Source organism: Methylobacterium sp. P1-11 (assembly GCF_008329595.1).
GTDB lineage: Bacteria > Pseudomonadota > Alphaproteobacteria > Rhizobiales > Beijerinckiaceae > Methylobacterium.
The window spans coordinates 1-22257 of record NZ_NPKS01000013.1; the positions used below are offsets into that span (position 1 = coordinate 1).

21 protein-coding genes are annotated in these 22257 nt (G+C 70.3%); 11 read left to right on the forward strand and 10 right to left on the reverse strand.

Annotated features, from left to right (window positions below):
- The 5 genes from CIW48_RS14470 to CIW48_RS14490 all read right to left on the reverse strand — a co-directional run.
- A partial coding sequence (locus tag CIW48_RS14470) for a KUP/HAK/KT family potassium transporter (protein ID WP_246695253.1) occupies positions 1–153 on the reverse strand: 153 nt, incomplete at its 3' end.
- Positions 154–373: 220 nt separating this feature from the next.
- Positions 374–1246 carry a carboxylating nicotinate-nucleotide diphosphorylase gene (nadC, locus tag CIW48_RS14475; RefSeq protein ID WP_149311408.1) on the reverse strand — a complete coding sequence of 291 codons (873 nt, stop codon included), beginning with the start codon at positions 1244–1246 and terminating at the stop codon, positions 374–376.
- Positions 1243–2766 (reverse strand): L-aspartate oxidase, encoded by a 1524-nt coding sequence (locus tag CIW48_RS14480; protein WP_149311409.1) that lies wholly within the window; start codon positions 2764–2766, stop codon positions 1243–1245. The genes nadC and CIW48_RS14480 overlap by 4 nt, the downstream gene beginning before the upstream one ends.
- Complete coding sequence (nadA, locus tag CIW48_RS14485; protein ID WP_149311410.1) at positions 2763–3779, reverse strand: quinolinate synthase NadA; 1017 nt, start codon at positions 3777–3779, stop codon at positions 2763–2765. Before nadA ends, CIW48_RS14480 begins: the two co-directional genes overlap by 4 nt.
- Positions 3780–3916: 137 nt before the next feature.
- Positions 3917–4741, reverse strand: a complete 825-nt coding sequence (locus CIW48_RS14490) for an aldo/keto reductase (RefSeq protein ID WP_149311411.1) — start codon at positions 4739–4741, stop codon at positions 3917–3919.
- Positions 4742–5048: 307 nt separating this feature from the next.
- Here CIW48_RS14490 and paoA point away from each other — a divergent pair, with 307 nt between their 5' ends.
- The 4 genes from paoA to CIW48_RS14510 all read left to right on the forward strand — a co-directional run bounded on the left by paoA (position 5049) and on the right by CIW48_RS14510 (position 10568).
- The gene (gene paoA / locus CIW48_RS14495) at positions 5049–5699 is read left to right on the forward strand and encodes an aldehyde dehydrogenase iron-sulfur subunit PaoA (RefSeq protein ID WP_149311412.1); all 651 of its coding nucleotides are present in this window, start codon (positions 5049–5051) and stop codon (positions 5697–5699) included.
- 11 nt (positions 5700–5710) lie between these two features.
- A complete protein-coding gene (locus CIW48_RS14500) occupies positions 5711–6685 on the forward strand; it encodes a xanthine dehydrogenase family protein subunit M (RefSeq protein ID WP_149311413.1) in 975 nt (324 codons plus the stop codon).
- A gap of 21 nt (positions 6686–6706) precedes the next feature.
- Positions 6707–8929 carry a xanthine dehydrogenase family protein molybdopterin-binding subunit gene (locus CIW48_RS14505; RefSeq protein WP_149311414.1) on the forward strand — a complete coding sequence of 741 codons (2223 nt, stop codon included), beginning with the start codon at positions 6707–6709 and terminating at the stop codon, positions 8927–8929.
- Between the two features lie 97 nt (positions 8930–9026).
- Positions 9027–10568 (forward strand): AMP-binding protein, encoded by a 1542-nt coding sequence (locus CIW48_RS14510; RefSeq protein WP_149311415.1) that lies wholly within the window; start codon positions 9027–9029, stop codon positions 10566–10568.
- 12 nt (positions 10569–10580) lie between these two features.
- Here CIW48_RS14510 and mgtE read toward each other — a convergent pair whose 3' ends face one another.
- On the reverse strand, positions 10581–11951 hold the full coding sequence (gene mgtE / locus CIW48_RS14515; RefSeq protein WP_091787893.1) for a magnesium transporter: 1371 nt from the start codon (positions 11949–11951) through the stop codon (positions 10581–10583).
- Positions 11952–12386: 435 nt separating this feature from the next.
- Here mgtE and pqqA (CIW48_RS14520) point away from each other — a divergent pair, with 435 nt between their 5' ends.
- Together pqqA (CIW48_RS14520) and pqqA (CIW48_RS14525) are read left to right on the forward strand one after the other, a co-directional pair.
- Entirely contained in the window at positions 12387–12476 is a 90-nt protein-coding gene (gene pqqA / locus CIW48_RS14520) for a pyrroloquinoline quinone precursor peptide PqqA (protein WP_007559223.1), read from the forward strand.
- A gap of 78 nt (positions 12477–12554) precedes the next feature.
- Complete coding sequence (gene pqqA, locus CIW48_RS14525; protein ID WP_149311416.1) at positions 12555–12644, forward strand: pyrroloquinoline quinone precursor peptide PqqA; 90 nt, start codon at positions 12555–12557, stop codon at positions 12642–12644.
- Positions 12645–13061: 417 nt separating this feature from the next.
- Here pqqA (CIW48_RS14525) and CIW48_RS14535 read toward each other — a convergent pair whose 3' ends face one another.
- Together CIW48_RS14535 and CIW48_RS14540 are read right to left on the reverse strand one after the other, a co-directional pair.
- Complete coding sequence (locus CIW48_RS14535) at positions 13062–14309, reverse strand: nucleoside transporter C-terminal domain-containing protein (RefSeq protein ID WP_149311417.1); 1248 nt, start codon at positions 14307–14309, stop codon at positions 13062–13064.
- Positions 14310–14366: 57 nt separating this feature from the next.
- The gene (locus CIW48_RS14540) at positions 14367–15056 is read right to left on the reverse strand and encodes a TetR/AcrR family transcriptional regulator (protein ID WP_246695247.1); all 690 of its coding nucleotides are present in this window, start codon (positions 15054–15056) and stop codon (positions 14367–14369) included.
- A gap of 74 nt (positions 15057–15130) precedes the next feature.
- Between CIW48_RS14540 and CIW48_RS14545 the strand changes: the two genes are divergently transcribed.
- The 3 genes from CIW48_RS14545 to CIW48_RS14555 are packed head-to-tail and all read left to right on the forward strand — an operon-like array spanning position 15131 to position 18341.
- On the forward strand, positions 15131–15976 hold the full coding sequence (locus tag CIW48_RS14545) for an SDR family oxidoreductase (RefSeq protein ID WP_149311418.1): 846 nt from the start codon (positions 15131–15133) through the stop codon (positions 15974–15976).
- Positions 15976–16878, forward strand: a complete 903-nt coding sequence (locus CIW48_RS14550) for an alpha/beta hydrolase (protein WP_149311419.1) — start codon at positions 15976–15978, stop codon at positions 16876–16878. Before CIW48_RS14545 ends, CIW48_RS14550 begins: the two co-directional genes overlap by 1 nt.
- A complete protein-coding gene (locus CIW48_RS14555; protein ID WP_149311420.1) occupies positions 16875–18341 on the forward strand; it encodes an NAD(P)/FAD-dependent oxidoreductase in 1467 nt (488 codons plus the stop codon). Before CIW48_RS14550 ends, CIW48_RS14555 begins: the two co-directional genes overlap by 4 nt.
- A 24-nt stretch (positions 18342–18365) precedes the next feature.
- Here CIW48_RS14555 and CIW48_RS14560 read toward each other — a convergent pair whose 3' ends face one another.
- The gene (locus CIW48_RS14560; RefSeq protein ID WP_149311421.1) at positions 18366–19019 is read right to left on the reverse strand and encodes a protein-L-isoaspartate O-methyltransferase; all 654 of its coding nucleotides are present in this window, start codon (positions 19017–19019) and stop codon (positions 18366–18368) included.
- Positions 19020–19417: 398 nt separating this feature from the next.
- Between CIW48_RS14560 and CIW48_RS14565 the strand changes: the two genes are divergently transcribed.
- Complete coding sequence (locus tag CIW48_RS14565) at positions 19418–20695, forward strand: PQQ-dependent sugar dehydrogenase (RefSeq protein ID WP_149311422.1); 1278 nt, start codon at positions 19418–19420, stop codon at positions 20693–20695.
- Entirely contained in the window at positions 20695–21282 is a 588-nt protein-coding gene (locus CIW48_RS14570; RefSeq protein WP_149311423.1) for a c-type cytochrome, read from the forward strand. The genes CIW48_RS14565 and CIW48_RS14570 overlap by 1 nt, the downstream gene beginning before the upstream one ends.
- Positions 21283–21452: 170 nt before the next feature.
- Here CIW48_RS14570 and CIW48_RS14575 read toward each other — a convergent pair whose 3' ends face one another.
- Positions 21453–22223 carry an MOSC N-terminal beta barrel domain-containing protein gene (locus CIW48_RS14575; RefSeq protein ID WP_149311424.1) on the reverse strand — a complete coding sequence of 257 codons (771 nt, stop codon included), beginning with the start codon at positions 22221–22223 and terminating at the stop codon, positions 21453–21455.
- Positions 22224–22257 lie beyond the last annotated feature (34 nt).

Consider the following 22257-nt stretch of genomic DNA (forward strand, 5'->3'; position numbering starts at 1 on the left):
CGGCACGGCCGCGCCGCCGGCGGTCGCCGCCTTCACGGCCTCCTTGAACGCGTAGAGCGGGCTCGTGCCAATGTCGCCGTACACGACACCCAGCGCGCCGAGCATCAGCGCCCCGCCGGGCCCGTGGCGGACCGCACCGGGCTTGCGTGCCACCGGAGCCGCCGGAAGATCGACCGCCGGGGCAGCCGTGGAATGCAGGGCTTGGCTCACGGGCAGATCCGATCGGTGGCTTCGCGGTCCCGCGAAACCCTAGCAAGTCACTCGCGCGGCGATAGACTCAGGACTTGTCCGATGCGACCACGACGAAGACCTGTCACCCGAACGTGATGACAGTGAAACGACGGCAGGCGCCGGTGAGCCCGGCGCCTGCCGGTCAGGCGGCGTCCAAGCCCAGGTCGATGATCGCGGCCGAGTGGGTGATCCAGCCGCAGGAGATCAGGTCGACGCCCGACGCCGCGACCGCGCCCACCGTCTCGCGGGTGATCCGGCCCGAGGCCTCGGAGAGCGCGCGGCCGTCGATCATCGCCACCGCGCGGGTGAGCTGGTCGGGGCTCATGTTGTCGAGGAGCACGGCGTCGATCCCGACCGAGAGCGCCTCGTCCAGCTGCTCCAGGCTGTCGACCTCGCACTCGATCTTCACGAGATGGCCGGCCCTGGCCCGGGCGCGCGCGATCGCCGGCACGATCCCACCGGCCACCGCCACGTGGTTGTCCTTGATCAGCACCGCGTCGTCGAGGCCGAAGCGGTGATTCGAGCCGCCTCCGGCCCGCACGGCGTGCTTCTCCAGGGCGCGCAGGCCCGGCGTGGTCTTTCGGGTGCAGACGATCGAGGCCTTGCCGTGCGGGCGGGCCGCCTCGACGAGGCCGTGCGTGGCGGTGGCGACGCCCGACATGCGGCAGAGCAGGTTCAGGGCCACGCGCTCGGCGGTGAGGATCGCCCGGGCCGGGCCTTCGAGGCGCAGCACCACGTCGCCCGGAGCGACGCGCGCGCCGTCGCCGCGCTCGACCGTAACGGTCACGGCCGGGTCCACCAGCGCGAACGCGATGGCGGCGGCGTCGGTGCCCGAGATGACGCCATCCTGGCGGGAGGCGATCACGCCGCGCATCCGCGCACCCGGGGGCACGATGGCGTCGGTGGTGATGTCGCCGGCCCGGCCGAGATCCTCCAGCAGGGCGGCGCGCACCACCGGCTCGACCAGGAGCCGCGGCAGCGGCAGGATCTCGTCGGAGAGGACCGATCGGGTCATGGCGTCAGGGCCTCCTCGGCGGCCGCCCGGCCGCGCTCCGCCGCCCGGAGATCGGCCAGCGTGGTCTCGGTGTGGGTCGCGGCCATGAGATGCGGATGGTCGCTGCGCCAATGGGCGCCGCGGCTCTCCTGGCGCTCCAGCGCGCCCCGGGCAATCAGCAGCGCCACCAGCGCCGCGTCGCAGGATTCCGCCGCGGGCGTCAGGGCGGCTACAGCCACCGCGAGACCGGCGGCGTCACGCACGACCCCGACTTGGCGCTCCATCAGGGTGCGGATCGCCGGCAGGTCGCCGGAGGTGCGGGCGGGCACGGCTTGCGGCACGATGGCCGCCGGCACCGGCGCGTCGAGCCCGTCAGCGATGAAGCGCGCATAGGCGAGCCCCTCCAGCAGCGAGTTGCTGGCGAGCCGGTTGGCGCCGTGCAGGCCCGTGGAGGAGACCTCGCCGCAGGCGTAGAGGCCCGGCACCGAGGTGGCGCCGTGCGCGTCCACCTTCACGCCGCCCATGTGGTAATGCGCCGCCGGGCGGACCGGGATCGGCTGCACCGCCGGATCGATGCCGACGGCGGCGCAGAGGCCCGCCACCGTCGGGAACCGCGTCGGCATCGCGGCGCCGAGCGCACCCCGCGCGTCGAGATAGACGGTACGGCCCCGCTGCAGCGCCTGGAAGATGCCGCGGGCGACCACGTCGCGCGGGGCGAGGTCGCCCCCACGGATTCCCGCCATCACGGGCGCGCCGGTCTCGTCGATCAGGCGGGCGCCCTCCCCGCGCAGGGCCTCGGTGGCGAGCGGCATCGGGTCGGCGCCGGCCGCGATGGCGGTGGGGTGGAACTGCACGAACTCCATGTCGCGCATCACCGCCCCGGCGCGGGCGGCCAGCGCCAGCCCGCGACCGACCGCACCCGGCGGGTTCGTGGTCGCCGCGTAGAGGGCGCCGACGCCGCCGGTGGCCAGCACCACGGCGCGGGCCGGGATGCGGAACAGGGCACCGTCGCGCTCGGCGACGATGCCCGCCACAGCCCCGTTCGTGTCCCGGAGCAGGTCGCAGGCGCGCGCCGTGACGACCTCGACGGAGGGTGCGGCCAGCACGGCCCGGACGAGCCCTTCGAGGACGCGCGCGCCGGTGGCATCACCGCCGGAGCGAACGATGCGGCGGCGGCCATGCGCGGCTTCGAGCCCGAGGGCGAGAGCGCCGTCGTCGGCCCGGTCGAACGGCACGCCGATCCGCACCAGCCAGTCGATCAGCGCGGGGCCCTCCTGGGCGACGCGGAGCGCCACGTCGGGCTCGGTCAGCCCGGCGCCGGCCGCTTCCGTGTCGGCGGCGTGAAGGTCCGCCGCATCGTCAGCGCCGACCGCGGCGGCGATACCGCCCTGCGCCCAGCCGGTGGCGGTTCCGAGACCGAGGGGGGATGCGGTGACCAGCGTCACCGGGCGGGGCGCGAGGCGCAGCGCGACGCTGAGACCCGCGACGCCGCCGCCGACCACGACGACGCGGTCGGCAGTGTTCCGGGCAAAGGCGTTCATCGCGTGCGCACCTGGAGCATGCGCTCCACCGCCGCCCGGGCGCGGTCGGCGAGCGCCGGATCGACCGTGACCTCGTGGGTCATCGTCTCGAGCGACCGGCGGATGTTGCGCAGGCTCATCCGCTTCATGTGCGGGCACATGTTGCAGGGCTTGATGAACTCGATATCGGGATTCTGGGCCGCGATGTTGTCGGCCATCGAGCATTCGGTGACGAGCACCACCTGCTTCGGCCGCTTCTCGACGACGAAGTCCATCATCATCGCGGTGGAGCCGGAGAAGTCCGACTCGGCCACCACGTCCGGCGGGCATTCCGGATGCGCGATCACCGTCACGCCGGGGTAGCTGTCGCGGACATCGCGGATATCGGCCGGCGTGAAGCGCTCATGCACCTCGCAATGGCCGGCCCAGGTCAGGATCTCGACCTCGGGGATCTCGGCCTGGACGTTCTGCGCCAGGAACTCGTCCGGGATCATCAGCACGCGGGGGGCGTTCAGCGACCTCACCACCGCGACGGCGTTGCCCGAGGTGCAGCACAGGTCCGACTCGGCCTTCACGGCCGCCGAGGTGTTCACGTAGGTCACGATCGGCACGCCCGGATACTTGGCGCGCAGGCCGCGCACGTCCGCGGCGGTAATCGAGTCGGCCAGCGAGCAGCCCGCACCCATGTCGGGGATCAGCACGGTCTTGCTCGGGTTCAGGAGCTTCGCCGTCTCGGCCATGAAGTGGACGCCCGCCAGCACGATCACGTCGGCGTCCACGTTCACCGCCTCGCGGGCGAGCGCGAGGCTGTCGCCGACGATATCGGCCACCGTGTGGAAGATCTCGGGCGCTTGGTAGTTGTGCGCCAGGATCACGGCGTTCCGCTCGCGCTTCAGGCGCAGGATCGCCTCGATGTCCGGAGCCAGCGCCGGCCACTCGATCGCGGGAACGTGCCGGCTGACACGCGCGTAGAGATCCGGAAGCGGCAGGCCCGGGATGGGCGTGCGGGAGACGGGTGCAACGGTCGCCGCCATGGCGTCCTCCATTATGCTCAGTTTGAGCATTGTGCCGCCTAACTTATGGGGGCCGGACGCGCCTGTCCAGATATGCTAGCTGTGAGCATAAATCTTTTGCGGCGCGATGTTATGCTGCGCCGCCGAAGGCCGACCGGTCAGCAGAAGGTGGCGGGGTCCGGCCCGATCCGGCCGTCGGGCCGGTCGAGCGCGGCGATTCTCTCCATCTCGTCGGCGCCGAGCTCGAAATCGAACAGCGCGATGTTCTCGAGGATACGCTCGGGCCGGGCGGTCTTCGGGATGGCCACGCAGCCGATCTGCACCTGCCAGCGCAGCACTACCTGGGCGGGGCTCTTCTCGTGGGCCTTCGCGATCGCACCGATCACCGGGTCATTCAGCTCCTTGCCCTGTCCCAGGGGACTCCAGGATTCGGTCACAATGCCGTGACGGGAATCGTCGGCCCGCGGCGCCTTGCGCTGGAAGCGCGGGTGCAACTCGATCTGGTTCACCGCGGGCGCCACCCCGGTCTCGCCGACGAGGGTGGCGATGTGCTCGGGCGTGAAGTTCGAGACGCCGATCGACTTCGCCCGCCCCTCCTCGCGCAGCTGGATCAGCGTCTTCCAGGTCTCGACGAACAGGCGCCGCTGCGGGCACGGCCAGTGGATCAGGTAGAGGTCGACATAGGGGAGGCCGAGGCGCTGCAGGCTCTCGTCGAAGGCGCGCCGCGTCTCGTCGCGGCCCTGACGGTCGTTCCAGAGCTTCGTGGTGAGGAAGATCGCGTCCCGGGGCACCTGCGCGTCGCGGATGCCGCGGCCGACGCCGGCCTCGTTGCCGTAGACGGAAGCGGTGTCGATCAGGCGATAGCCCGCCTGAAGCGCCCGGCCGACGAGGTCCGGCGCCTGCTCGTCCGAGAGCTGCCAGCAGCCGTAGCCGATCTGGGGAATGCGGCGCCCGTCATTGAGCGGCAGGGTCGGAACGGCCATTGGGGAAAGCTCCGGTGACGTTGTCCGATCAACCCAAACGCCCGCGACGGGACGCGTTCCTAGGCGCCGCCGTCTTTGCGAGCAACGCGAAGCAATCCAGCGGCGCCACGGTCACAGATGTCGCGCTGCCCTGGATCGCTTCGCGTTGCTCGCGATGACGAACTGCCGGAGGCCAGCACGCGCAGCCGCGAAGCCGCGGTGAACGGGCGCAGTCTGGACCGGATCTAATCCCTCGAGCTCGGCGTTGGCACACCGAATTCCAGACTGCGTTGCGCCGTGATGCGTTGCGCATGGGCGGGATAGCAGCATGACAGACGCGACTCCGAAGAAGCCGTTCGCCTTGACGCGGCGGGCCGTGGTGGAGGGCTGCGCCGCGGCCGGGGCGCTCGGCGCCCTGGGCTTCCGGCCTGCGCCCGCGGCTGCGGCCACGGGCGACCCCGCCCCGCAGACCATGCCGGTGCGGCTCACGATCAACGGCCAGCCGCAGGATCTCGTCCTCGATACCCGCACGACGCTGCTCGACGCCCTGCGCGAGCATCTGGCGCTCACCGGTACCAAGAAGGGCTGCGATCACGGCCAGTGCGGCGCCTGCACAGTGCTGGTGGACGGAAGGCGGATCAATTCCTGCCTGACCCTCGCGGCGATGCACGAGGGCGATCAGATCACTACGATCGAGGGGCTCGCCACCGGCGACCAGCTTCACCCGATGCAGGCGGCGTTCCTAGAGCATGACGGCTTCCAGTGCGGCTACTGCACGCCGGGCCAGATCTGCTCCTCGGTCGGCATGCTGAGCGAGGCCAAGGCCGGCTGGCCGAGCCACGTCACCGAGGACATCGCCGCGACGCCGACGCTCAGCGACGCCGAGATTCGCGAGCGGATGAGCGGCAACATCTGCCGCTGCAGCGCCTACCCCAACATCGTCGCGGCGATCCGCGACACCGCCGCCAGCAACCTCTGAAGGGGGCGGACATGAAGGCTTTCACGTACGAGCGTCCGGCCACGGTTCAGGACGCCGCAAAGCTCGCGGCCGAGCGGCCGAACGCCAAGTTCATCGCCGGCGGCACCAACCTCCTCGACCTGATGAAGCTCCAGATCGAGACCCCGGCGACGCTGATCGACGTCAACCGGCTGCCCCTCGACAAGGTCGAGGCCACGCCGGAGGGCGGCCTGCGCGTCGGCGCGCTGGTGCGCAACTCCGACCTCGCCGCCGACCCGCGGGTGCGGAAGGATTACGCCGTGCTGGCCAAGGCGCTGCTGGCCGGTGCGTCGGGGCAGCTGCGCAACAAGGCGACCACCGCCGGCAACCTCCTCCAGCGGACGCGCTGCTACTATTTCTACGACACCGCCATGCCCTGCAATAAGCGCGCGCCGGGCTCCGGCTGCTCGGCGATCGGCGGCTTCAACCGGATCATGGCGGTGGTGGGCGCGAGCGAGGACTGCATCGCCACCAACCCGTCCGACATGGCCGTCGCCATGCGGGCGCTGGACGCCACCGTCGAGACGATGAACTCGGACGGGCAGGCGCGGGCCATTCCGATCGCCGACTTCCACAAGCTGCCGGGCGACACCCCGCAGATCGAGACGGATCTCCGCAAGGGCGAGATCATCACAGCCGTGACGCTGCCGAAGCCGGTGGCGGGCGCGCACATCTATCGCAAGGTGCGCGATCGGGCGTCCTACGCCTTCGCCACCGTGTCAGTGGCCGCCGTGATCGCGGGCGCCGAGGGCGGCAAGCCGACCGCGGCGCGCCTCGCCTTCGGCGGTCTGGCGCACAAGCCCTGGCGGGTCGCCGAGGCCGAGACGGCCCTGGTGCAGACCGGCTCGGCCGACGCCGCCGCCGACGCGGTGCTCAAAGGCGCCCGCGGCTACGGCAGCAACGATTTCAAGATTCCGCTGACCCGGCGGACCCTGCGCGCCGTCGTGGCGCAGGTGACCCGCGCGTAAGCCTCGGCAAGGACCGTTCCCATGGAGATGAACCAGCCGATCGGCCGGACGCCCCTCGACGACCGGCCCGACGGTCTCGTCGGCAAGCCGCTGAACCGGGTCGAAGGCAAACTCAAGGTCACGGGCCGCGCGCCCTACGCCTACGAGACCCGGGCGCTGAAGGACCCCGCCTACGGCTTCATCGTGCCGGCGACGATCGCCTCCGGGACGATCCGGTCGATCGACGCGGAGGCCGCCCGCAAGGCGCCGGGCACGATCCTGGTCCTGACCCATGAGAACGTGCCCGAGCAGGGCGAGAAGAAGGAGCAGGTCTGGCCGCAGCTCCAGGGGACCGAGGTCAGGTTCTACGGGCAGGCCGTCGCCTTCGTGGTGGCGGAGACCTTCGAGCAAGCCCGGGCGGCCGCCATGCTGGTCAGGGTCCGGTACGATGCCGGCACGCCAAAGGGCCTGCTCAAGGACAACCTCGCGGCGGCCTATGAGCCGAAGCCGGTCAATTCGCCGCCGGATTCGAAGCTCGGCGACTTCGACGCCGCCTTCGCGGCCGCACCGGTGAAGCTGGACGTAGAATACGTCACGCCGAACCAGATCCACGCGCAGATGGAGCCGCACGCGACCATCGCGTCGTGGGAGGGCGACGGCGTCGTGCTGCACACGTCCAACCAGATGCCCAACCGGGGGCAGAAGGCCCTGGGCTCCGTGCTGAAGCTGCCGCCCGAGAAGGTGCGGATCGTCAGCCCCTATATCGGCGGCGGCTTCGGCGCGAAGTTGCAGGTCCAGCCGGAGGCGACCCTCGCGATCCTGGCCTCGAAGGTCATCCAGCGCCCCGTGAAGGTGGCGCTGACCCGGCAGCAGGAGTTCCACGTCGCGACCCACCGGACCGACACGATCCAGCGGATCCGGCTCGGTGTCGATAAGGACGGGCGCCTCTCGGCGATCAGCCACGAATCCTGGTCCGACACCGCCGAGGGTGACGGCTTCTTCGAGACCTCCGCCAACGTCACCCGCTCGCTCTACGCGGCGCAGAACCGCGTGACGCGCCACCGGCTCGTGAACCTCAACATGCCCATCGCCTCGTCGATGCGTGCCCCCGGCGAGGCCGTGGGTCAGCTCGCCTTCGAATGCGCCATGGACGAGCTGGCCGAGCAGTTGAAGGTCGATCCGATCGAGCTGCGTGTGCGCAACGAGCCGGCCGAGGATCCCGAGAAGAAGGTGCCGTTCTCCACACGTCAGCTCGTGCCCTGCATGCGCGAGGGTGCGCGCCTGTTCGGCTGGGACAAGCGGCAGGCGGCGGGCAGCCGGCGCGAGGGCAACTGGCTCGTCGGCATGGGCATGTCGGCGGCCGCCCGCCTCAACCCGCTGATGCCCTCCTCCGCCAAGGTGCGGATCGGACCGGACGGCGTGCTGGTGGTGCGGATGGCCATGACCGATCCCGGCACCGGCACCTACACGATCCTCACGCAGATCGCCGGCGAGATGCTGGGTCTTCCCCCTGAGCGCGTCCGGGTCGAGATGGGCGACACCGATTTTCCCTTCGCGGCGGGCTCCGGCGGCTCGTTCGGCGCCGCCTCGGCGGGCTCGGCCCTGTATGTCGCCTGCGATAACCTGCGTCAGGCCCTGCTCAAGGCCGGCGACCTCAATCCCGACGGCGCCACGTTCCGCGACGGCGCGGTCACGTCCGGCAATCGCACCGAGGCACTCACCGACCTCGCCGGCTCGGGGCTGGAGGCGGCGGGCGAGATCAAGCCCGGCGAGATGAAGCAGAAATTCTCGCAGTATTCCTACGGCGCCCACTTCGCGGAGGTCGGCGTCGACGCCGATACCGGCGAGATCCGCCTGCGCCGGATGCTCGGGGTCTTCACCGGCGGGCGCATCCTCAACGCCAAGACCGCCCGCAGCCAGGCGATCGGCGGCATGACCTTCGGCGTCGGTGCGGCGCTGATGGAGGATGCGGTGGTCGATCCGCGCCACAGCTACTTCGTCAACCACGACATGGCCGAGTACCACGTGCCGGTCCACGCCGATCTCCCGGAGATCGACGCGGTGTTCCTGCCAGAGCTCGACGACAAGGCGAACCCGCTGAAGAGCAAGGGCCTCGGTGAACTCGGCATCTGCGGCGCCGGCGCTTCGCTCGCCAATGCGATCTACAACGCCACCGGGATCCGCGTTCGCGAATACCCGCTGACGCTCGACAAGATGCTGAAGGGTTTTGAAGAGCAGGAGAGTCAGGCGCAGCGGCGGACGTGAATCCGGAGCCGCGCTCGCGGCAGCACGTCACCCAAGGTTGACGGAACCACGCCCAGGCGGGACACCCGGCCAAAAGCCCGAAAGCGGGGAGTGCCCGGTGCCCGAGAGCCTGTCCGACGACCGCCATCCGCCCGCGCGGTTCAACGCCGCGCGGTACTGCCTCGCCGAGAACGCGCGCCTGCGGCCCGACAAGACGGCCCTCCTCCTCATCGGGGACGGCACGGCCGATCGACTCAGCTTCGGCGCGGTCGAGCATTCGGTGCGCGCCATCGCGGCGGGCCTGCTCGGGCTCGGCCTGAGGCGCGGCGACCGGGTGATGATCCGGATGGGCAACGAGGCCGATTACGTCCTCGTCTATTTCGGCGCCTTGGCCGCCGGACTCGTGGCCCTGCCCTCCTCGCCGCAGCTGACCGAGGGCGAGGCGGCGTTCCTCATGGAGAATTCCGGCGCGGCGGCCGTGGTGGTCGGCAGCGGCTGTGCTCTCGCGCCCGAGGCTCTGGGCGACCGCCTCCTCCTCGATACCGCCGCCATCGCCGCCCTGAAGGCCGGCCCAAAGCTGCCCGACTACGCCGACACCGCCGCGGACGACCCGGCGATGCTGATCTACACCTCGGGCACGACCAGCCGGCCGAAGGGTGTGCTGCACGCCCACCGCGCCGCCTACGGCCGCCGGCCCATGCTCGACCACTGGCTCGGGCTCACCGAAACCGACGTGATGCTGCATGCCGGCACCATGAACTGGACCTACACGCTGGGTGTCGGCCTGAGCGATCCATGGTCGGTGGGCGCCACCGCGGTGCTCTATAACGGCCCGCGCGACCCCGCCGTTTGGCCGCGGCTGATCGCCGAGTACCGCGCCACCCTGTTCGCCGCCGTCCCGACCCTCTACCGGCAGATCCTCAAATACGGCGATCTGAGCGCGCACGACCTGTCGAGCCTGCGCCACGGCTGCACGGCGGGCGAGCCGCTGCCGGTGGAGCTGCTCGACGCCTGGACGCATGCGACGGGCAAACCGCTCTACGAGGCCCTCGGGATGAGCGAGATCTCGACCTACATCTCCAGCGGCCCGAACATCCCGGTGCGGCCGGGCTCGCCCGGCAAGCCGCAGCCCGGCCGGCGGGTGGCGATCCTGCCCGTCGCGGGCGAGCCCGTGCCCCTGGCGGTGGGCGAGACCGGCCTGCTCGCCGTCCACCGCTCGGAGCCAGCCCTGATGCTCGGCTACTGGAACCGGCCCGAGGAGGAGGCCGAGGTCCTGCGCGGCGACTGGTTCACCGGCGGCGACCTCGCCCGGCTCGACGCCGACGGCTATCTCTGGTTCGAGGGCCGCAACAACGACCTGATGAAGGCGATGGGCTACCGCGTCTCGCCCAACGAGGTGGAGGTGGTGCTCGCGGCCCATCCCTCCGTGGCGGAGGTCGGCGTGGCCGAGTTGCCGGTGCGCGCCGACGTCACCGTGATCTGCGGTTTCGTGGTGCTCCAACCCGATGCCGAGCCCGACGCGGCGGCGCTGCTCGCGTGGTGCGCCGAACGGCTCGCCGCCTACAAGCGGCCGCGGGAGATCAGATTTCTCGACGCGCTGCCGAGGACGGCCAACGGCAAGGTGCAGCGCAAGCGGCTGGTCGAGGCTGTGGCGGGGTAGAGCGGCGCCGCGCTACAGTAGCGTCCCGCGCAGGATCAGCAGCGCCACTGAGAAATAGATGACGAGACCGGTGACGTCGACCAGCGTCGCCACGAAGGGCGCCGAGGCGGTGGCCGGATCGAAGCCGATCCGCTGGAGCAGGAACGGCAGCATCGAGCCGGCGAGCGAGCCGAACGTCACGATCCCGACGAGCGCCGCGCCCACCGTGGCGGCGACCAGCGGCCAGTGCTCGCCGTAATCGTAGAGGCCGAGCTTCTGCCACGCCACGATCCGGATCACCGCGATCACGCCGAGGATCGCGCCGAGGAAGATTCCGGTCGGCAGTTCCCGCAAAGCCACCCGCCACCAGTCCCGCAGCCGGATCTGGTGCAGGGCGAGCGCCCGGATCAGCAGCGAGGTCGCCTGCGAGCCGGAATTGCCGCCCGAACTCATGATCAGCGGGATGAACAGCGTCAGGACGATCGCCTTTTCCAGCTCCCCCTCGAAGCCCTGCATGGCCGAGGCCGTGAGCATCTCCGACAGGAAGAGCGCGCAGAGCCAGCCGGCGCGCTTCCGGATCATCGTGAAGAAGCCGATATCCATGTAGGGCTCGGGCAACGCTTCCATGCCGCCGAAGCGCTGGACGTCCTGCGTCTGCTTCTCGATCATCGCGTCGATCATGTCGTCGACGGTGACGATGCCGATGACGTGGCCGACCGCATCGACCACCGGCAGCGCCAGAAGGTCGTACTTGGAGATCAGCCGGGCCGCCTCCTCGCGGCTCGCGGTCGGCGACACGGCGAGCGGCCGCCGCCCCGGCGCGACGCTGAGCACGTTGTCGGCGGGATCCCCGGAAATCAGCCGGCGCAGCGGCACCGCCTTGGTGAGCGCGCGGGTGCGCGGGTCGAGCACGAAGATCGCGTAGATCGTCTCGCGGGTCTTCTCGACGTGGCGGATGTGCTCCAGGGTCTGGCCCACCGTCCAGGTGCCCGGAACGGTGACGAACTCGGTCGTCATCAGTGAGCCCACCGTCTCCTCGCCATAGGCCGAGAGCCGGTCGACGGCGCCGCGGGTCTCGGCATCGAGGCGGGCGCGCAGATCGGAGCGGCCGGGCTCCTCGATCTCGCGGAACACGTCCGTGACCCGGTCGGCTGACATGCCCGACAGGTAGGCGGCAACCCGGTCCCGGGGCAGCATCTCGATGATGTCGGCGGCACAGTCGAGTTCGGGCTGGTCCAGCACCTCGACCGCCCGTTCCATCGGAAGTCCGAGCAGGATGGCGGCGGCGACCTCGGGCGCTTCCTCGTTCAGGGCCTCGACGATGTCGGGTGCCCGTTCGTCTGACAGGCGTGCGGCCAAGACGGAGGGATCGACTCGCGTGTCGAAGGGCGCGATCTCGTTCATGGCCTCGCCTCGTGGGTTACGAGGCGACGCGTCGCCGGTCATCCTAGGTCAGGGCCGTGGCCGGCCGCCGCGTCGATCGCCCCGCGGCCAGGCCTTTCAGCGGCTCAGGCGGGATGACGGCGCGTGGCTGGGCACGGCAGGCACGATCGGTCGGGCACGTCGCTTCGCGGGTCGCTGCTGGAATGGGAGCGCGGCCTCGTCCATGACAACGTCGCGCGGGTGCGTCGTGCGCCCGCGCAAAGGGCCCGTCAAGCCGAAAGCGCGCCTGTCCGCAGCCGATGCTGAACGGCGCTCCGCCGGGTGGCCACAGGGCCACGGCGGAGTGCGACCCGGCCGACTCCCAGGCTCCATATGAGAAATATAAGTGTTGTGCTCGCTTGTATTGCGTCCAAGATATTGCCTATATGGATCTCACCAACAGCGAGGAGAAACGCCATGGCCTGGTCCGCCCCGATCGTGTCCGAGATCTGCGTCGGCATGGAAGTCACCAGCTACGAGTCGGCTGAGATCGACACGTTCAACTAAGTCGCGCACCGTCCGGAGCGCTTCGCTCCGGCCTCAGCGATTTCTTTATCCATCGCTTCAATCTACCTGGAGGAAATCATGCCTTGGTCCGCTCCCGTCGTCTCCGAGATCTGCGTCGGCATGGAAGTCACCAGCTACGAGTCGGCTGAGATCGACACGTTCAACTAAGACGTCGACACGGCTTGTTCGAGCGCCGCTTCTTCCGAAGCGGCGCTTTTCTTTTGCGTTCTCGGGATAAGCCGCACCGCGGCCCGACGTGCTGCCCCGAACCTGTGTCGCTGAACCGCAATAGGGCCATCCAGGGCCGCGGAGCGAACGACGACAGGTTGGCGGACGCAGCATCTGCGACCCATCCGGCAAGCCGACGCTGCCCGATCACCGGCGTGCCAGCCCTGCGCTGCGTGGAGCGCCCGGACACCACCTTCCTCGCGCCCCTCTGGCATGATTCCGGTCGCGTCGACGCCGGGGCGCTGCTGCGCCCCGCCTTCGTATGGATCGGATCGATCCTCGACCGCCTCCTGCCGGTGCCGAAGCACGCGCGCCCGAAGGCGCTTCCGTTGGTGGCGCGGAAGGGCAGCGGATCCCTCACGCGACGAACAGCCCCGCGATCGCCGCGCTCGTGAGGTTCGACAGCGTCCCCGCCAGGATCGCCCGCAGGCCGTAACGGGCAACCTCGGAGCGCCGCTCCGGGACGAGGCTGGAGAAGCTCGCGAGCTGGATCGCAATCGAGGCGAAATTGGCGAAGCCGCACAGGGCGAAGCAGACGATGGCCTGCGCGCGCGGCTCCAGGGTGCCGGCCTTCAGGACCGGCGACAGGTTGGCATAGGCCAGGAACTCGTTGAAGGCGAGCTTCTGGCCGATCGCGCCGCCCACCAAGGTCGCCTGGTCCCAGGGAACCCCGAGCAGCCACGCCAGCGGGGCGAGCGCCCAGCCGAGCACGGCCACGAACGAGGCGGCGGGATACCCGAACCATCCGCCCAGTGCGCCGAACAGGCCGTCCGCCAGGGCGATCAGCCCGACGAAGGCGATCAGCATCGCCCCCACCGAGACCGCGACCGCCAGCCCCTTCTGGGTGCCGTCGGCCGCCGCCTCGATGATGTTGGCCGCACGCGTCTCGCCGAACTCGACCCGCGTGGTGGCGATCCGGGTCGGCTCCGTGGTGGGCATCAGGATCTTGGCGTAGACGAGCCCCCCCGGGATCGCCATCACCGAGGCCGCGAGCAAATAGGTCATCGGCACGCCGAGGGCCGCGTAGCCCGCCAGGATCGATCCCGCCGTGGACGCGGCGCCGCTCGACATGACGGCGAACAATTCAGCGCCGGTGAGCAGGGCGAGGAACGGGCGCAGGGCCACGGCGATCTCGCTCTGGCCGATGGCGATGGTGATGACCGCCGAGAACGACTCGATCGGCGAGGTGCCGAGAATCCGCCGGAGCACCGCGCCGAGCCCTCGGGCGAGCACCTGCATCACGCCGAGATGGTAGAGCACGCCGATGAGCGCGGAGACGTAGAGGATCTGCGGCAGGACCCGCAGCGCCAGGATGAAGCCCGAGCCGCCGAACAGTTCGAACATCTTCGGCTCGACGAGGCCACCGAACAGGAAGGCCGTACCGCGGTCACCGTAGGACAGCACCGCCACGACTCCGTCGGCGGCGGCCGCCAGCGCCGCCCGTCCGGCAGGAAGGAACAGCACCGCTGCGCCGAGGCCCACCTGCAGCGCCAGACCGGTGAGGATGACGCGGGGGCTGATCGCCCGCCGGTTCGTCGAGAACAGGAGGGCGACGGCGAGCAGCACCAGAAGGCTGAGGCCGGCATGGATCAGGCGGTCGAGCATCGCGTCCTTCGGGTCCGAGCTTGGCCTGAGCGTATGGAAGGTTCGGGCCAGAGGCCGTCAGTCCGGGCGGTCGGGCGCGAGATAGGGCGCGAACAGGTCGCGGACCTGCGCGAAGCCCCAGTCGCGGTCGGCCTCGGTCAGGGTCGTACCCCCCTGGAGGCGGTGGCTCATCCAGTGGCTGGACACGATCCAGGCATTGTCGATGAGCCGCCCGAGGGCGTCCGGGCCGATATGAAGCCGCCCTGCCCGCACGGCCGCCTGGAAGACGCCGCGCGCCAGCGCCTGGGTCTCGGCCCGGAGGGCATGGACCCGCGGACGCAGAGCCGGGGCGATCTCCACCATGGCGATGCCGTCGCGGTAGATGCAGCAATAGCGCCAGATCAGATCGAACCACGCCCGCTGGTAGGCGAGCAGCGCCTCCGGCGCCGCGGGGTCGGCAGGCATCCGGCCCGCGACCGCCAGGGCCTCGGCCTCGAAGGCCCCGAACACGGCCTCGACCAGGCCGCTCTTGCGCGGGAAATGGTACTGCAGATTGCCCTCGCGGATCCCCGCCGCAGCCGCGATCTCCGCCGTGGTGACATGGCCGAGTCCGCGGGCGTTGAACAGCGCGAGGCTTACTGCGAGAATTCGCGTGCGCGTGTCCGGGCTCGGCGCCGCACCACCGGTCCGCGGGCCGACCTCCGCACCGAACTCGATCCTGCGGCCCGCGCCCCGCTTCATGTCCCCGTCCCCGTCTAGGGTGTTCACCCTAGACAATCCGGCCGGCCGGGACTATCCCCCGATGGAAGTCCGATCCAGGTCGGCGACACGGGGGGCGCGGTTTGGCACAGCGGTTCCAGCTCGCGGGGGCGGTTGCCCTGATCACCGGCGCGGCCAGCGGCATCGGCGCGGCCCTCGCCGAGGGCCTCGCCGCGAAGGGCTGCAACCTTCTTCTGCTGGACCGGGACGAGGCCGGCTTGGCGGCCACCGCCGCGAAGATCCGCGGCGTCGCGGTCGAGATGCGGGTCCTCGATCTCACCGATGCCGAAGCGATCCGCCTCCTGCCGGACTGGGTCGCGGAGCGGTTCGGGCACCTCGACCTCCTGATCAACAATGCCGGCGTCGCCCTCGGCGGCCGGTTCGACGAGACGCATCTCGACGATTTCGAGTGGCTGCTCGACATCAACCTCCGCGCCGTCGTGCGGATGTGCCACGCCTTCCTGCCGATGCTACGCGCCCGTCCAGCGGCCCAGATCGTCAACCTGTCGAGCCTGTTCGGGCTGATCGCGCCGCCGGGCCAGGTCGCCTATTGCACGAGCAAGTTCGGGGTGCGCGGCTTCTCCGAGGCCCTCCGGCACGAATATGCCGGCACCGGCCTCGGGGTGACGGTGGTCCATCCGGGCGGCGTGGCCACCGCGATCTCGCGCAACGCCCGCGGCCGGCGGCCCCCGACCGATCCCGAGGCGGCCAAGCGCGCGGCCGTGGAAGACGAGAAGGCGCGGGAGGCATTCGGCAAGCTGCTGACGCTCGCGCCCGCGGATGCCGCCGCCGCGATCATCCGCGGAATCGAGACCCGGTCCCCCCGGATCGTCGTCGGCAAGGACGCCAAGAACGCCGCGTTGATCCAGCGGCTGATGCCGGTCAGCTACTGGAAGACGATCGTGCGCCTGTCCGGCGGGACCCTCTGATGGCAAGCCTGCGTGCGTATCTCGGGGCCTACATGGTCCGCAGCCGCATCCGGGGCCCTTTGTCCCGGGCCCGCGACGCGGCCGCGTTCCGCCGGATCTTCGAGGCGCCGGCCTTCCCGGATCCCAAGGGCGTGACCTACGAGCCGGGCCTCGTCGGCGGCGTCAAAGGCGAGTGGATCCGACCGAAGGCGGGTCCCGGCCGACGGATGCTCTACATCCATGGCGGCGGCTTCATCGCCTGCTCACCCCGGACGCACCGCCCCGTCACGGGTGCGCTGGCGAGCCGCGGCTTCACGATCTTCGCGCCCGATTACCGCCTCGCCCCCGAGCACCCGTTCCCCGCCGCGGTCGACGACGTGGCGGCGGTCTGGGCGGCGTTCAGCGCGGACGGGACGGCCTGCGTGGCCGGCGAATCGGCTGGCGGCAACCTCGCCCTCGTTCTGATGGCTGAGGCCCGCACCCGGCGCCTGCCGATGCCCTGGGCGGCGGCCCTGTTCTCCCCCGCCACAGATTTCGTGTCGGAGGGCGGGTCGCGGGTCACCAACGCATGGCGCGATGCCATGTTCGATCCGCAGGCGCTTGCGGCGATCCGGCCGATGTATCTGGGCGATGCCGATCCGGCCGACCCGCGGATCTCGCCGATCTACGGCGACCCGACCGGCTTCCCGCCGCTGCTGTTCCATGTCGGCGCCCGCGAGGTCCTGCGCGACGATTCCGTTCGCATGGCCGAGCGGGCCCGGGCGGCCGGCGTCGAGACCGAACTCAAGCTCTTCCCGGTCGTGTCCCACGCCTGGCAATTCGCGGCCAGCATGCTGCCGGAGGCGCGGACGTCCCTCGACGAGGCCGCGGCCTTCCTGAATGCGCACGCACCCCACGCCCCGTCCGGGAGCCCCCTGCGATGACCGAGCCCGCCTCCGAGACCCTCGCCGTCCTGATCGTCGGCGCCGGCTTCTCGGGGCTCGCGATGGCGATCCGCTGCCGGCAGGCGGGTATCGGTCCGCTGCAGGTGATCGAGAAGGCCGACGGAATCGGCGGCACTTGGCACGACAACACCTATCCGGGGGCGGCCTGCGATATCCCCTCGCACCTCTACTCGCTGTCCTTCGCTCCGAAAGCCGATTGGAGCCGGATGTACGCGCCGCAGCCGGAGATCCTGGCCTACCTTCGGGAGACCGCCGAGCGGAACGGGCTGATGCCTCTGATCCGGCTCGGGACGACGTTCAGGGGTGCGACCTGGGACGAGACGCGCGCCCTCTGGCAGGTGGAAACAGACCGCGGGCCGATCCTGACGCGGGCGATCGTCTCGGGCATGGGCGGCCTGCACCATCCGGCCTACCCGAACATACCCGGCCGTGACGCCTTCGCGGGCGCGGCCTTCCACACGGCGGCCTGGGACCATTCCGTCGACCTCACCGGCAAGCGCGTCGGCGTCATCGGCACGGGGGCGAGCGCGATTCAGGTCGTGCCCGAACTCGCCAAGGTCGCCGCGCAGCTCACGCTGTTCCAGCGCACGCCGCCCTGGATCATGCCCAAGCACGATCACGCCATTCCCGAAGGCGCGAAGGCGCGCTACCGGCGCCTGCCCCTGGCCCGTCGGCTCGAACGGGCCCGGCTGTTCTGGCTGCACGAGGTGCGCGCCTTCCTGGGCTTCACCAAGGTCTCGAAGCTCACCGGACAGGCCGAGGCGCTCGCCCGCCGGCATCTCGCGAAAGCCGTGAAGGACAAGGACCTGCGGGCGAAGCTCACGCCCGATTATCGGCTCGGCTGCAAGCGCGTCCTGATCTCCGATGACTATTATCCGACGCTCCAGCGTCCGAACGTCACCCTGGAAACGGACGGCATCGCCCGGATCACCGAGACCGGCCTCACCACGGAAGCCGGACGGAGCCACGACCTTGACGTGATCGTCTACGCCACCGGCTTCGACGTCACCGCGACTTTCGCGCGGATGCACCTCGTCGGCCGCGACGGCCTGCGGCTGACGCAAGCTTGGTCCAACGGCATGGGGGCCTATCAGGGCATCACGGTCGCTGGGTTTCCCAACTACTTCATGCTGCTCGGGCCCAATTCCGGCCTCGGCCATAACTCGGTCGTGTCGATGATCGAGATCCAGGTGCAGCACGTGCTCGACTGCTTGAAGACCTTGCGGACGAGCAATCGGGCCATCGAGGTGCGGCCGGAGGCGCAGGCGCGCTTCCTCGACCGGATCCGCAGCCGGATGGCCGACAGCATCTGGCAGGCCGGCGGCTGCCGGAGCTGGTACCTCGACGCGAGCGGACGCAACACGACGCTGTGGCCGGACTCGGTGATGGCGTACCGCCGGAGTGCGCGACGCGCCCGCCTGTCGGATTATCGATTGGGGTGAGCGGGGGGTGAGCGGGACGGCTCCTCAGAACGCGAAGCCGGCTTCCGCCGCGAAGGCCTCGAGACCGGGCAGCGAGGCATCGAACAGCGGGCGCGCGCCGAAGGCATCGCCGGCGCGCACGAACAGCGTCACCTTGGCGTTGCGGTGCGGGCCCATCACGCAGACGAGACGGCCGTCATCCTTGAGCTGCTCCAGGAGGGCCTGCGGCCGGACCTCGACGCGACCGTTGATCAGGATCACGTCGAAGGGCGCCTGCTTGGGCGCGCCGGAGGCGATCGGGCCCTCCACCACCTGGGCGGTGGCGCCGAGGCGGGCGCGAGCCTCGGCGGCGAGATCGGGGACCGATTCGACGGCGGTGACCTGCGCGCCGAGGTGCGCCATGATCGCCGCCGCGTAGCCGGTGCCGCTGGCGACGTCGAGGGCGGCGACACCCGGCCGAACCCGGAGGGCCTGGACCATCCGCGCCAGCACCATCGGCGCCGGTAGGCAGCGGGTCTCTCCGGCTCCGTCGCCGAAATTCAGGGTCTGGTCGATATACGCGAAGGCCTCACGGCCCCTGGGCACGAAGGCCTCGCGCTTTACGGTGTCGAAGGCGTCGAGCACCGTGTTGTCGTTCACGTCGAAGGTCCGCAACTGGCAGTCGACCATCATCCGCCGCGCCTGCGCGTAATCGATCATCGAACCGTGTCCTCGAAACGGATCGGAACGCCGCATCGGCCGGGCTCCGGCCCGCGGCCGGCATCCCCGGCCAAGCCTAAGCTTCCCGGACGGGGGGCGTTTTCGGAGATCGTTGGCCAAAACGCAAGGCGAGGGTACGTGTCGAACGTCGGGTCGGCTCCCGTCCCATCGCCATCCCGGCTGACGACGGAGCGAAATGCGACGCTTCCGGCACGCTGTCGACAGACGGCTTTCAGCCCCTCGATCGCTCGCCAAAGCCGTCACTCGGCGTCGTGTTACGTCGGCTGCGCGCTGTCGCCCTCGCGTTCATCCGACGGGTCGCGCCATTGGCGCGGATCGGTGAATAATGAGTTCAGCATAAGCGGCCGGCCGAGCACCGGTTCGCATCGGGAGACACCATGACGCCGATCCGCACACCGACCGTCGCCGGTTCCCTCGCCGTCGCCCTCGCCTGCCTGGGCCTCGGGACGGCGGGATCTTACGTCGCGCACGCACAGGAGACGCCCGCATCCGCGGCGCCGCCGGCGAGCGTGAAGGCGGTCGAACGCGGTGACGCCCTCTATGGCCGCCCCGAAGGTGGTGCGGCCGCGAAGCTCGCGCCCGTCGCGGGGCCGCCGCTCGCGACCGCCCCGGCCAAGCTGCCGCTGGACAAGCTCAAGGTGCCGGAAGGCTTCCACGTCGAGGTCTATGCCAGCGGCCTCGCCAATGCCCGCGAGATGACCCAAGCGCCGGACGGGACGCTGTATGTCGGCACCCGGACCGTGGGCAAGGTCTACGCGGTGCTGCCGGAGGCGGGCCAGGACGGGAAGCGCGTGGTCAAGACCATTGCGTCGGGCCTGCACCGGCCGAACGGCGTCGCCTTCCATGACGGTGCGCTCTACGTCGCGGAACTCTCGAAGATCTGGCGCTACGACGACATCGCCAACCACCTCGACGGCGCGGCGAAGCCGACCCTGGTCTACGACGACCTCCCCAAGGACGAGGCGCATGGCTGGAAGTTCATCGCCATCGGGCCCGACAACAAGCTCTACGTGCCGATCGGCGCACCGGGTAACATCCTGATGCCGCCGGACACGCACGCGCAGATCCGCCGGATCGACCTCGATGGCAAGAACGCCGAGGTCGTCGCCCGCGGCGTGCGCAACACGGTCGGCTTCGACTGGAACCCGAAGACGAAGCAGCTCTGGTTCACCGACAACGGCCGCGACTGGGTGTCGGAGGACATCCCGAACGACGAGCTGAACGTGGTCACCGAGCCGGGCAAGCAGCATTTCGGCTACCCGTTCTGCCACCAGGGCACCTTCACCGATCCGGAATACGGCTGGGGCCATTCCTGCGCGGAATTCACCGCGCCGGCGGCGCTCCTCGGCCCGCACACGGCTTCGCTCGGCCTGCGGTTCTACACCGGCACGCAGTTCCCGGACGCCTACCGGGACGCGATCTTCGTCGCGCGGCACGGCTCGTGGAACCGCACCGCCAAGCTCGGCGGCGACGTGGTCCTGGCCAAGCCCGGATCGGACGGCAAGATCGCCTCGGTTGAGCCGTTCCTGACCGGCTTCCTCCAGGACAACAAGTATGCCGGCCGGCCGGTCGATGTCCTCGTCGCCAAGGACGGATCGCTGCTCGTCTCGGACGATTATAACGGCGCGATCTACCGCGTCAGCTACGGCAAGTGATGCGCCGATCGTCACGGGCGATCCGGGGATTGGGACCCATCCTCGGCACGGTTCTGGCGGGTGCGGCGCTCGCCGCGCCCGATGCGGCGATGCAGGAGCGCCTCGCGCCCTGCATCGGCTGCCACGGAAACGGCACCTCCGAAACCGAGGGGGTGCCCTCCCTCGGCGGTCAGCTCCCGGACTACGTGGTCACGCAGCTCTTCCAATTCCGGGAGAAGCAGCGCGAGGCGCCTCCCATGAACGACGTCGCCGCCGGGTTCTCCGACGACGATCTGCGGGCCTATGCCGATGCGGTGGCGACCTTGCCGCCGCCCAGCCGGTCCGGACCGGCCGCCGACCCGGCCCTGGCCGAGCGGGCCCAGGGGCTCGTCGCCAAGCACCAGTGCAATTCCTGCCACGGCTCCGACCTTGCCGGCCGCGACGCGATCCCGCGGATCCGGGCGCAGCGAGAGGATTATCTCGCCAAGGCGCTCGCCGGCTACAAGTCGAACGCCCGGCCGGGTTACGACCCGGCCATGAACGAGGTCGCGCAAGGGCTGAGCGAGGGCGACATCAAGGATCTGGCGGCCTACGTGTCGCGGCTCTGAGGGCCGTTACGACGGGCGAACAGAGTCTCACCCTCATCCGGAGAGGCCGAACGCGGCGGAGGCCTCGAAGAAGGCCGCCGGATGTCGCGCCATCCTGGAGGGCAGCGTGAAGGCCCGCCGGTGCGCGCTTCAGGAAGAGGGGATCGGGTTCGACAGATCGCCCTGATCGATCACCCGACCACCCGCAACGCGTCGCCCCTCGCCAGCGCGCCGCCGGCGATCACCTCGGCGTAGACGCCGAGGTCCCGGTGGCCGAGCCGGGCATCCAGGGTCCAAGGGATGTCGCAGTCCCGCACGCCGCTCGTCGGATCGACGTTGGTGGCCGCGCAACGCACCGTGCGCTTGGTGATCTTGAGCCGCAGCCCGCTCGGCGCCTCGACGACCTGCCCGACCATCTCCAACTCGGCGAAGGGCGCGAGCCCCTCGACCAGCAGATTGCCGCGGAAGCGCAGCGGATCCACGGGCGCGCCGAGATAATCCTCGACCGCCGCCACGCTCGCCCGGTTGATTAGCGACACGTAGCCGGTCGGCGAATCCGTGAATCGGTGTTGCGGCGGGGCGGCGAGCACCTTCGGCTCCCCGCGCAGGCTCTCGGGGACGAACCGCCGCATCAGGTCGGCCAGTCCCTGGCGGCCGGCCTCGGTGTCGAGGCGAAAGGCCTGCAGCTCGCCGTGCCCGTCCACGGTGAGCGTCGCCGTGGCATCGTCGTAGCGGGTGCGCAGGCGGGCGAGCGCCTCGTCGCGCATGAGCATCAGGTACTTGGTCTTCGGCTGATGCCGGTACGCCACGGCGTTGAAGCCCGAAGGGCCGTTCTCGATGGCGTAGAGCCGGTCGCCCGGGAAGAAGCCGCTGGTCTCCAGCTCCGCCCGCTCGACGGGTTCGGGGGTCAGGCCCTTCACGGGATAGCGGTACAGGGCGCTGACATGAATCAATGCGGTCATGCGCGGAGCGTGGCCCTGAATTGATCCGTCGCGC

Coding starts and splice junctions, on each gene's coding strand:
- nadC (WP_149311408.1), bottom strand. CDS start 1,246: ATGACCCGATCGGTCCTCTCCGACGAGATCCTGCCGCTGCCGCGGCTC.
- CIW48_RS14480 (WP_149311409.1), bottom strand. CDS start 2,766: ATGAACGCCTTTGCCCGGAACACTGCCGACCGCGTCGTCGTGGTCGGC.
- nadA (WP_149311410.1), bottom strand. CDS start 3,779: ATGGCGGCGACCGTTGCACCCGTCTCCCGCACGCCCATCCCGGGCCTG.
- CIW48_RS14490 (WP_149311411.1), bottom strand. CDS start 4,741: ATGGCCGTTCCGACCCTGCCGCTCAATGACGGGCGCCGCATTCCCCAG.
- paoA (WP_149311412.1), top strand. CDS start 5,049: ATGACAGACGCGACTCCGAAGAAGCCGTTCGCCTTGACGCGGCGGGCC.
- CIW48_RS14500 (WP_149311413.1), top strand. CDS start 5,711: ATGAAGGCTTTCACGTACGAGCGTCCGGCCACGGTTCAGGACGCCGCA.
- CIW48_RS14505 (WP_149311414.1), top strand. CDS start 6,707: ATGGAGATGAACCAGCCGATCGGCCGGACGCCCCTCGACGACCGGCCC.
- mgtE (WP_091787893.1), bottom strand. CDS start 11,951: ATGAACGAGATCGCGCCCTTCGACACGCGAGTCGATCCCTCCGTCTTG.
- pqqA (WP_007559223.1), top strand. CDS start 12,387: ATGGCCTGGTCCGCCCCGATCGTGTCCGAGATCTGCGTCGGCATGGAA.
- pqqA (WP_149311416.1), top strand. CDS start 12,555: ATGCCTTGGTCCGCTCCCGTCGTCTCCGAGATCTGCGTCGGCATGGAA.
- CIW48_RS14535 (WP_149311417.1), bottom strand. CDS start 14,309: ATGCTCGACCGCCTGATCCATGCCGGCCTCAGCCTTCTGGTGCTGCTC.
- CIW48_RS14550 (WP_149311419.1), top strand. CDS start 15,976: ATGGCAAGCCTGCGTGCGTATCTCGGGGCCTACATGGTCCGCAGCCGC.
- CIW48_RS14555 (WP_149311420.1), top strand. CDS start 16,875: ATGACCGAGCCCGCCTCCGAGACCCTCGCCGTCCTGATCGTCGGCGCC.
- CIW48_RS14560 (WP_149311421.1), bottom strand. CDS start 19,019: ATGATCGATTACGCGCAGGCGCGGCGGATGATGGTCGACTGCCAGTTG.
- CIW48_RS14565 (WP_149311422.1), top strand. CDS start 19,418: ATGACGCCGATCCGCACACCGACCGTCGCCGGTTCCCTCGCCGTCGCC.
- CIW48_RS14570 (WP_149311423.1), top strand. CDS start 20,695: ATGCGCCGATCGTCACGGGCGATCCGGGGATTGGGACCCATCCTCGGC.
- CIW48_RS14575 (WP_149311424.1), bottom strand. CDS start 22,223: ATGACCGCATTGATTCATGTCAGCGCCCTGTACCGCTATCCCGTGAAG.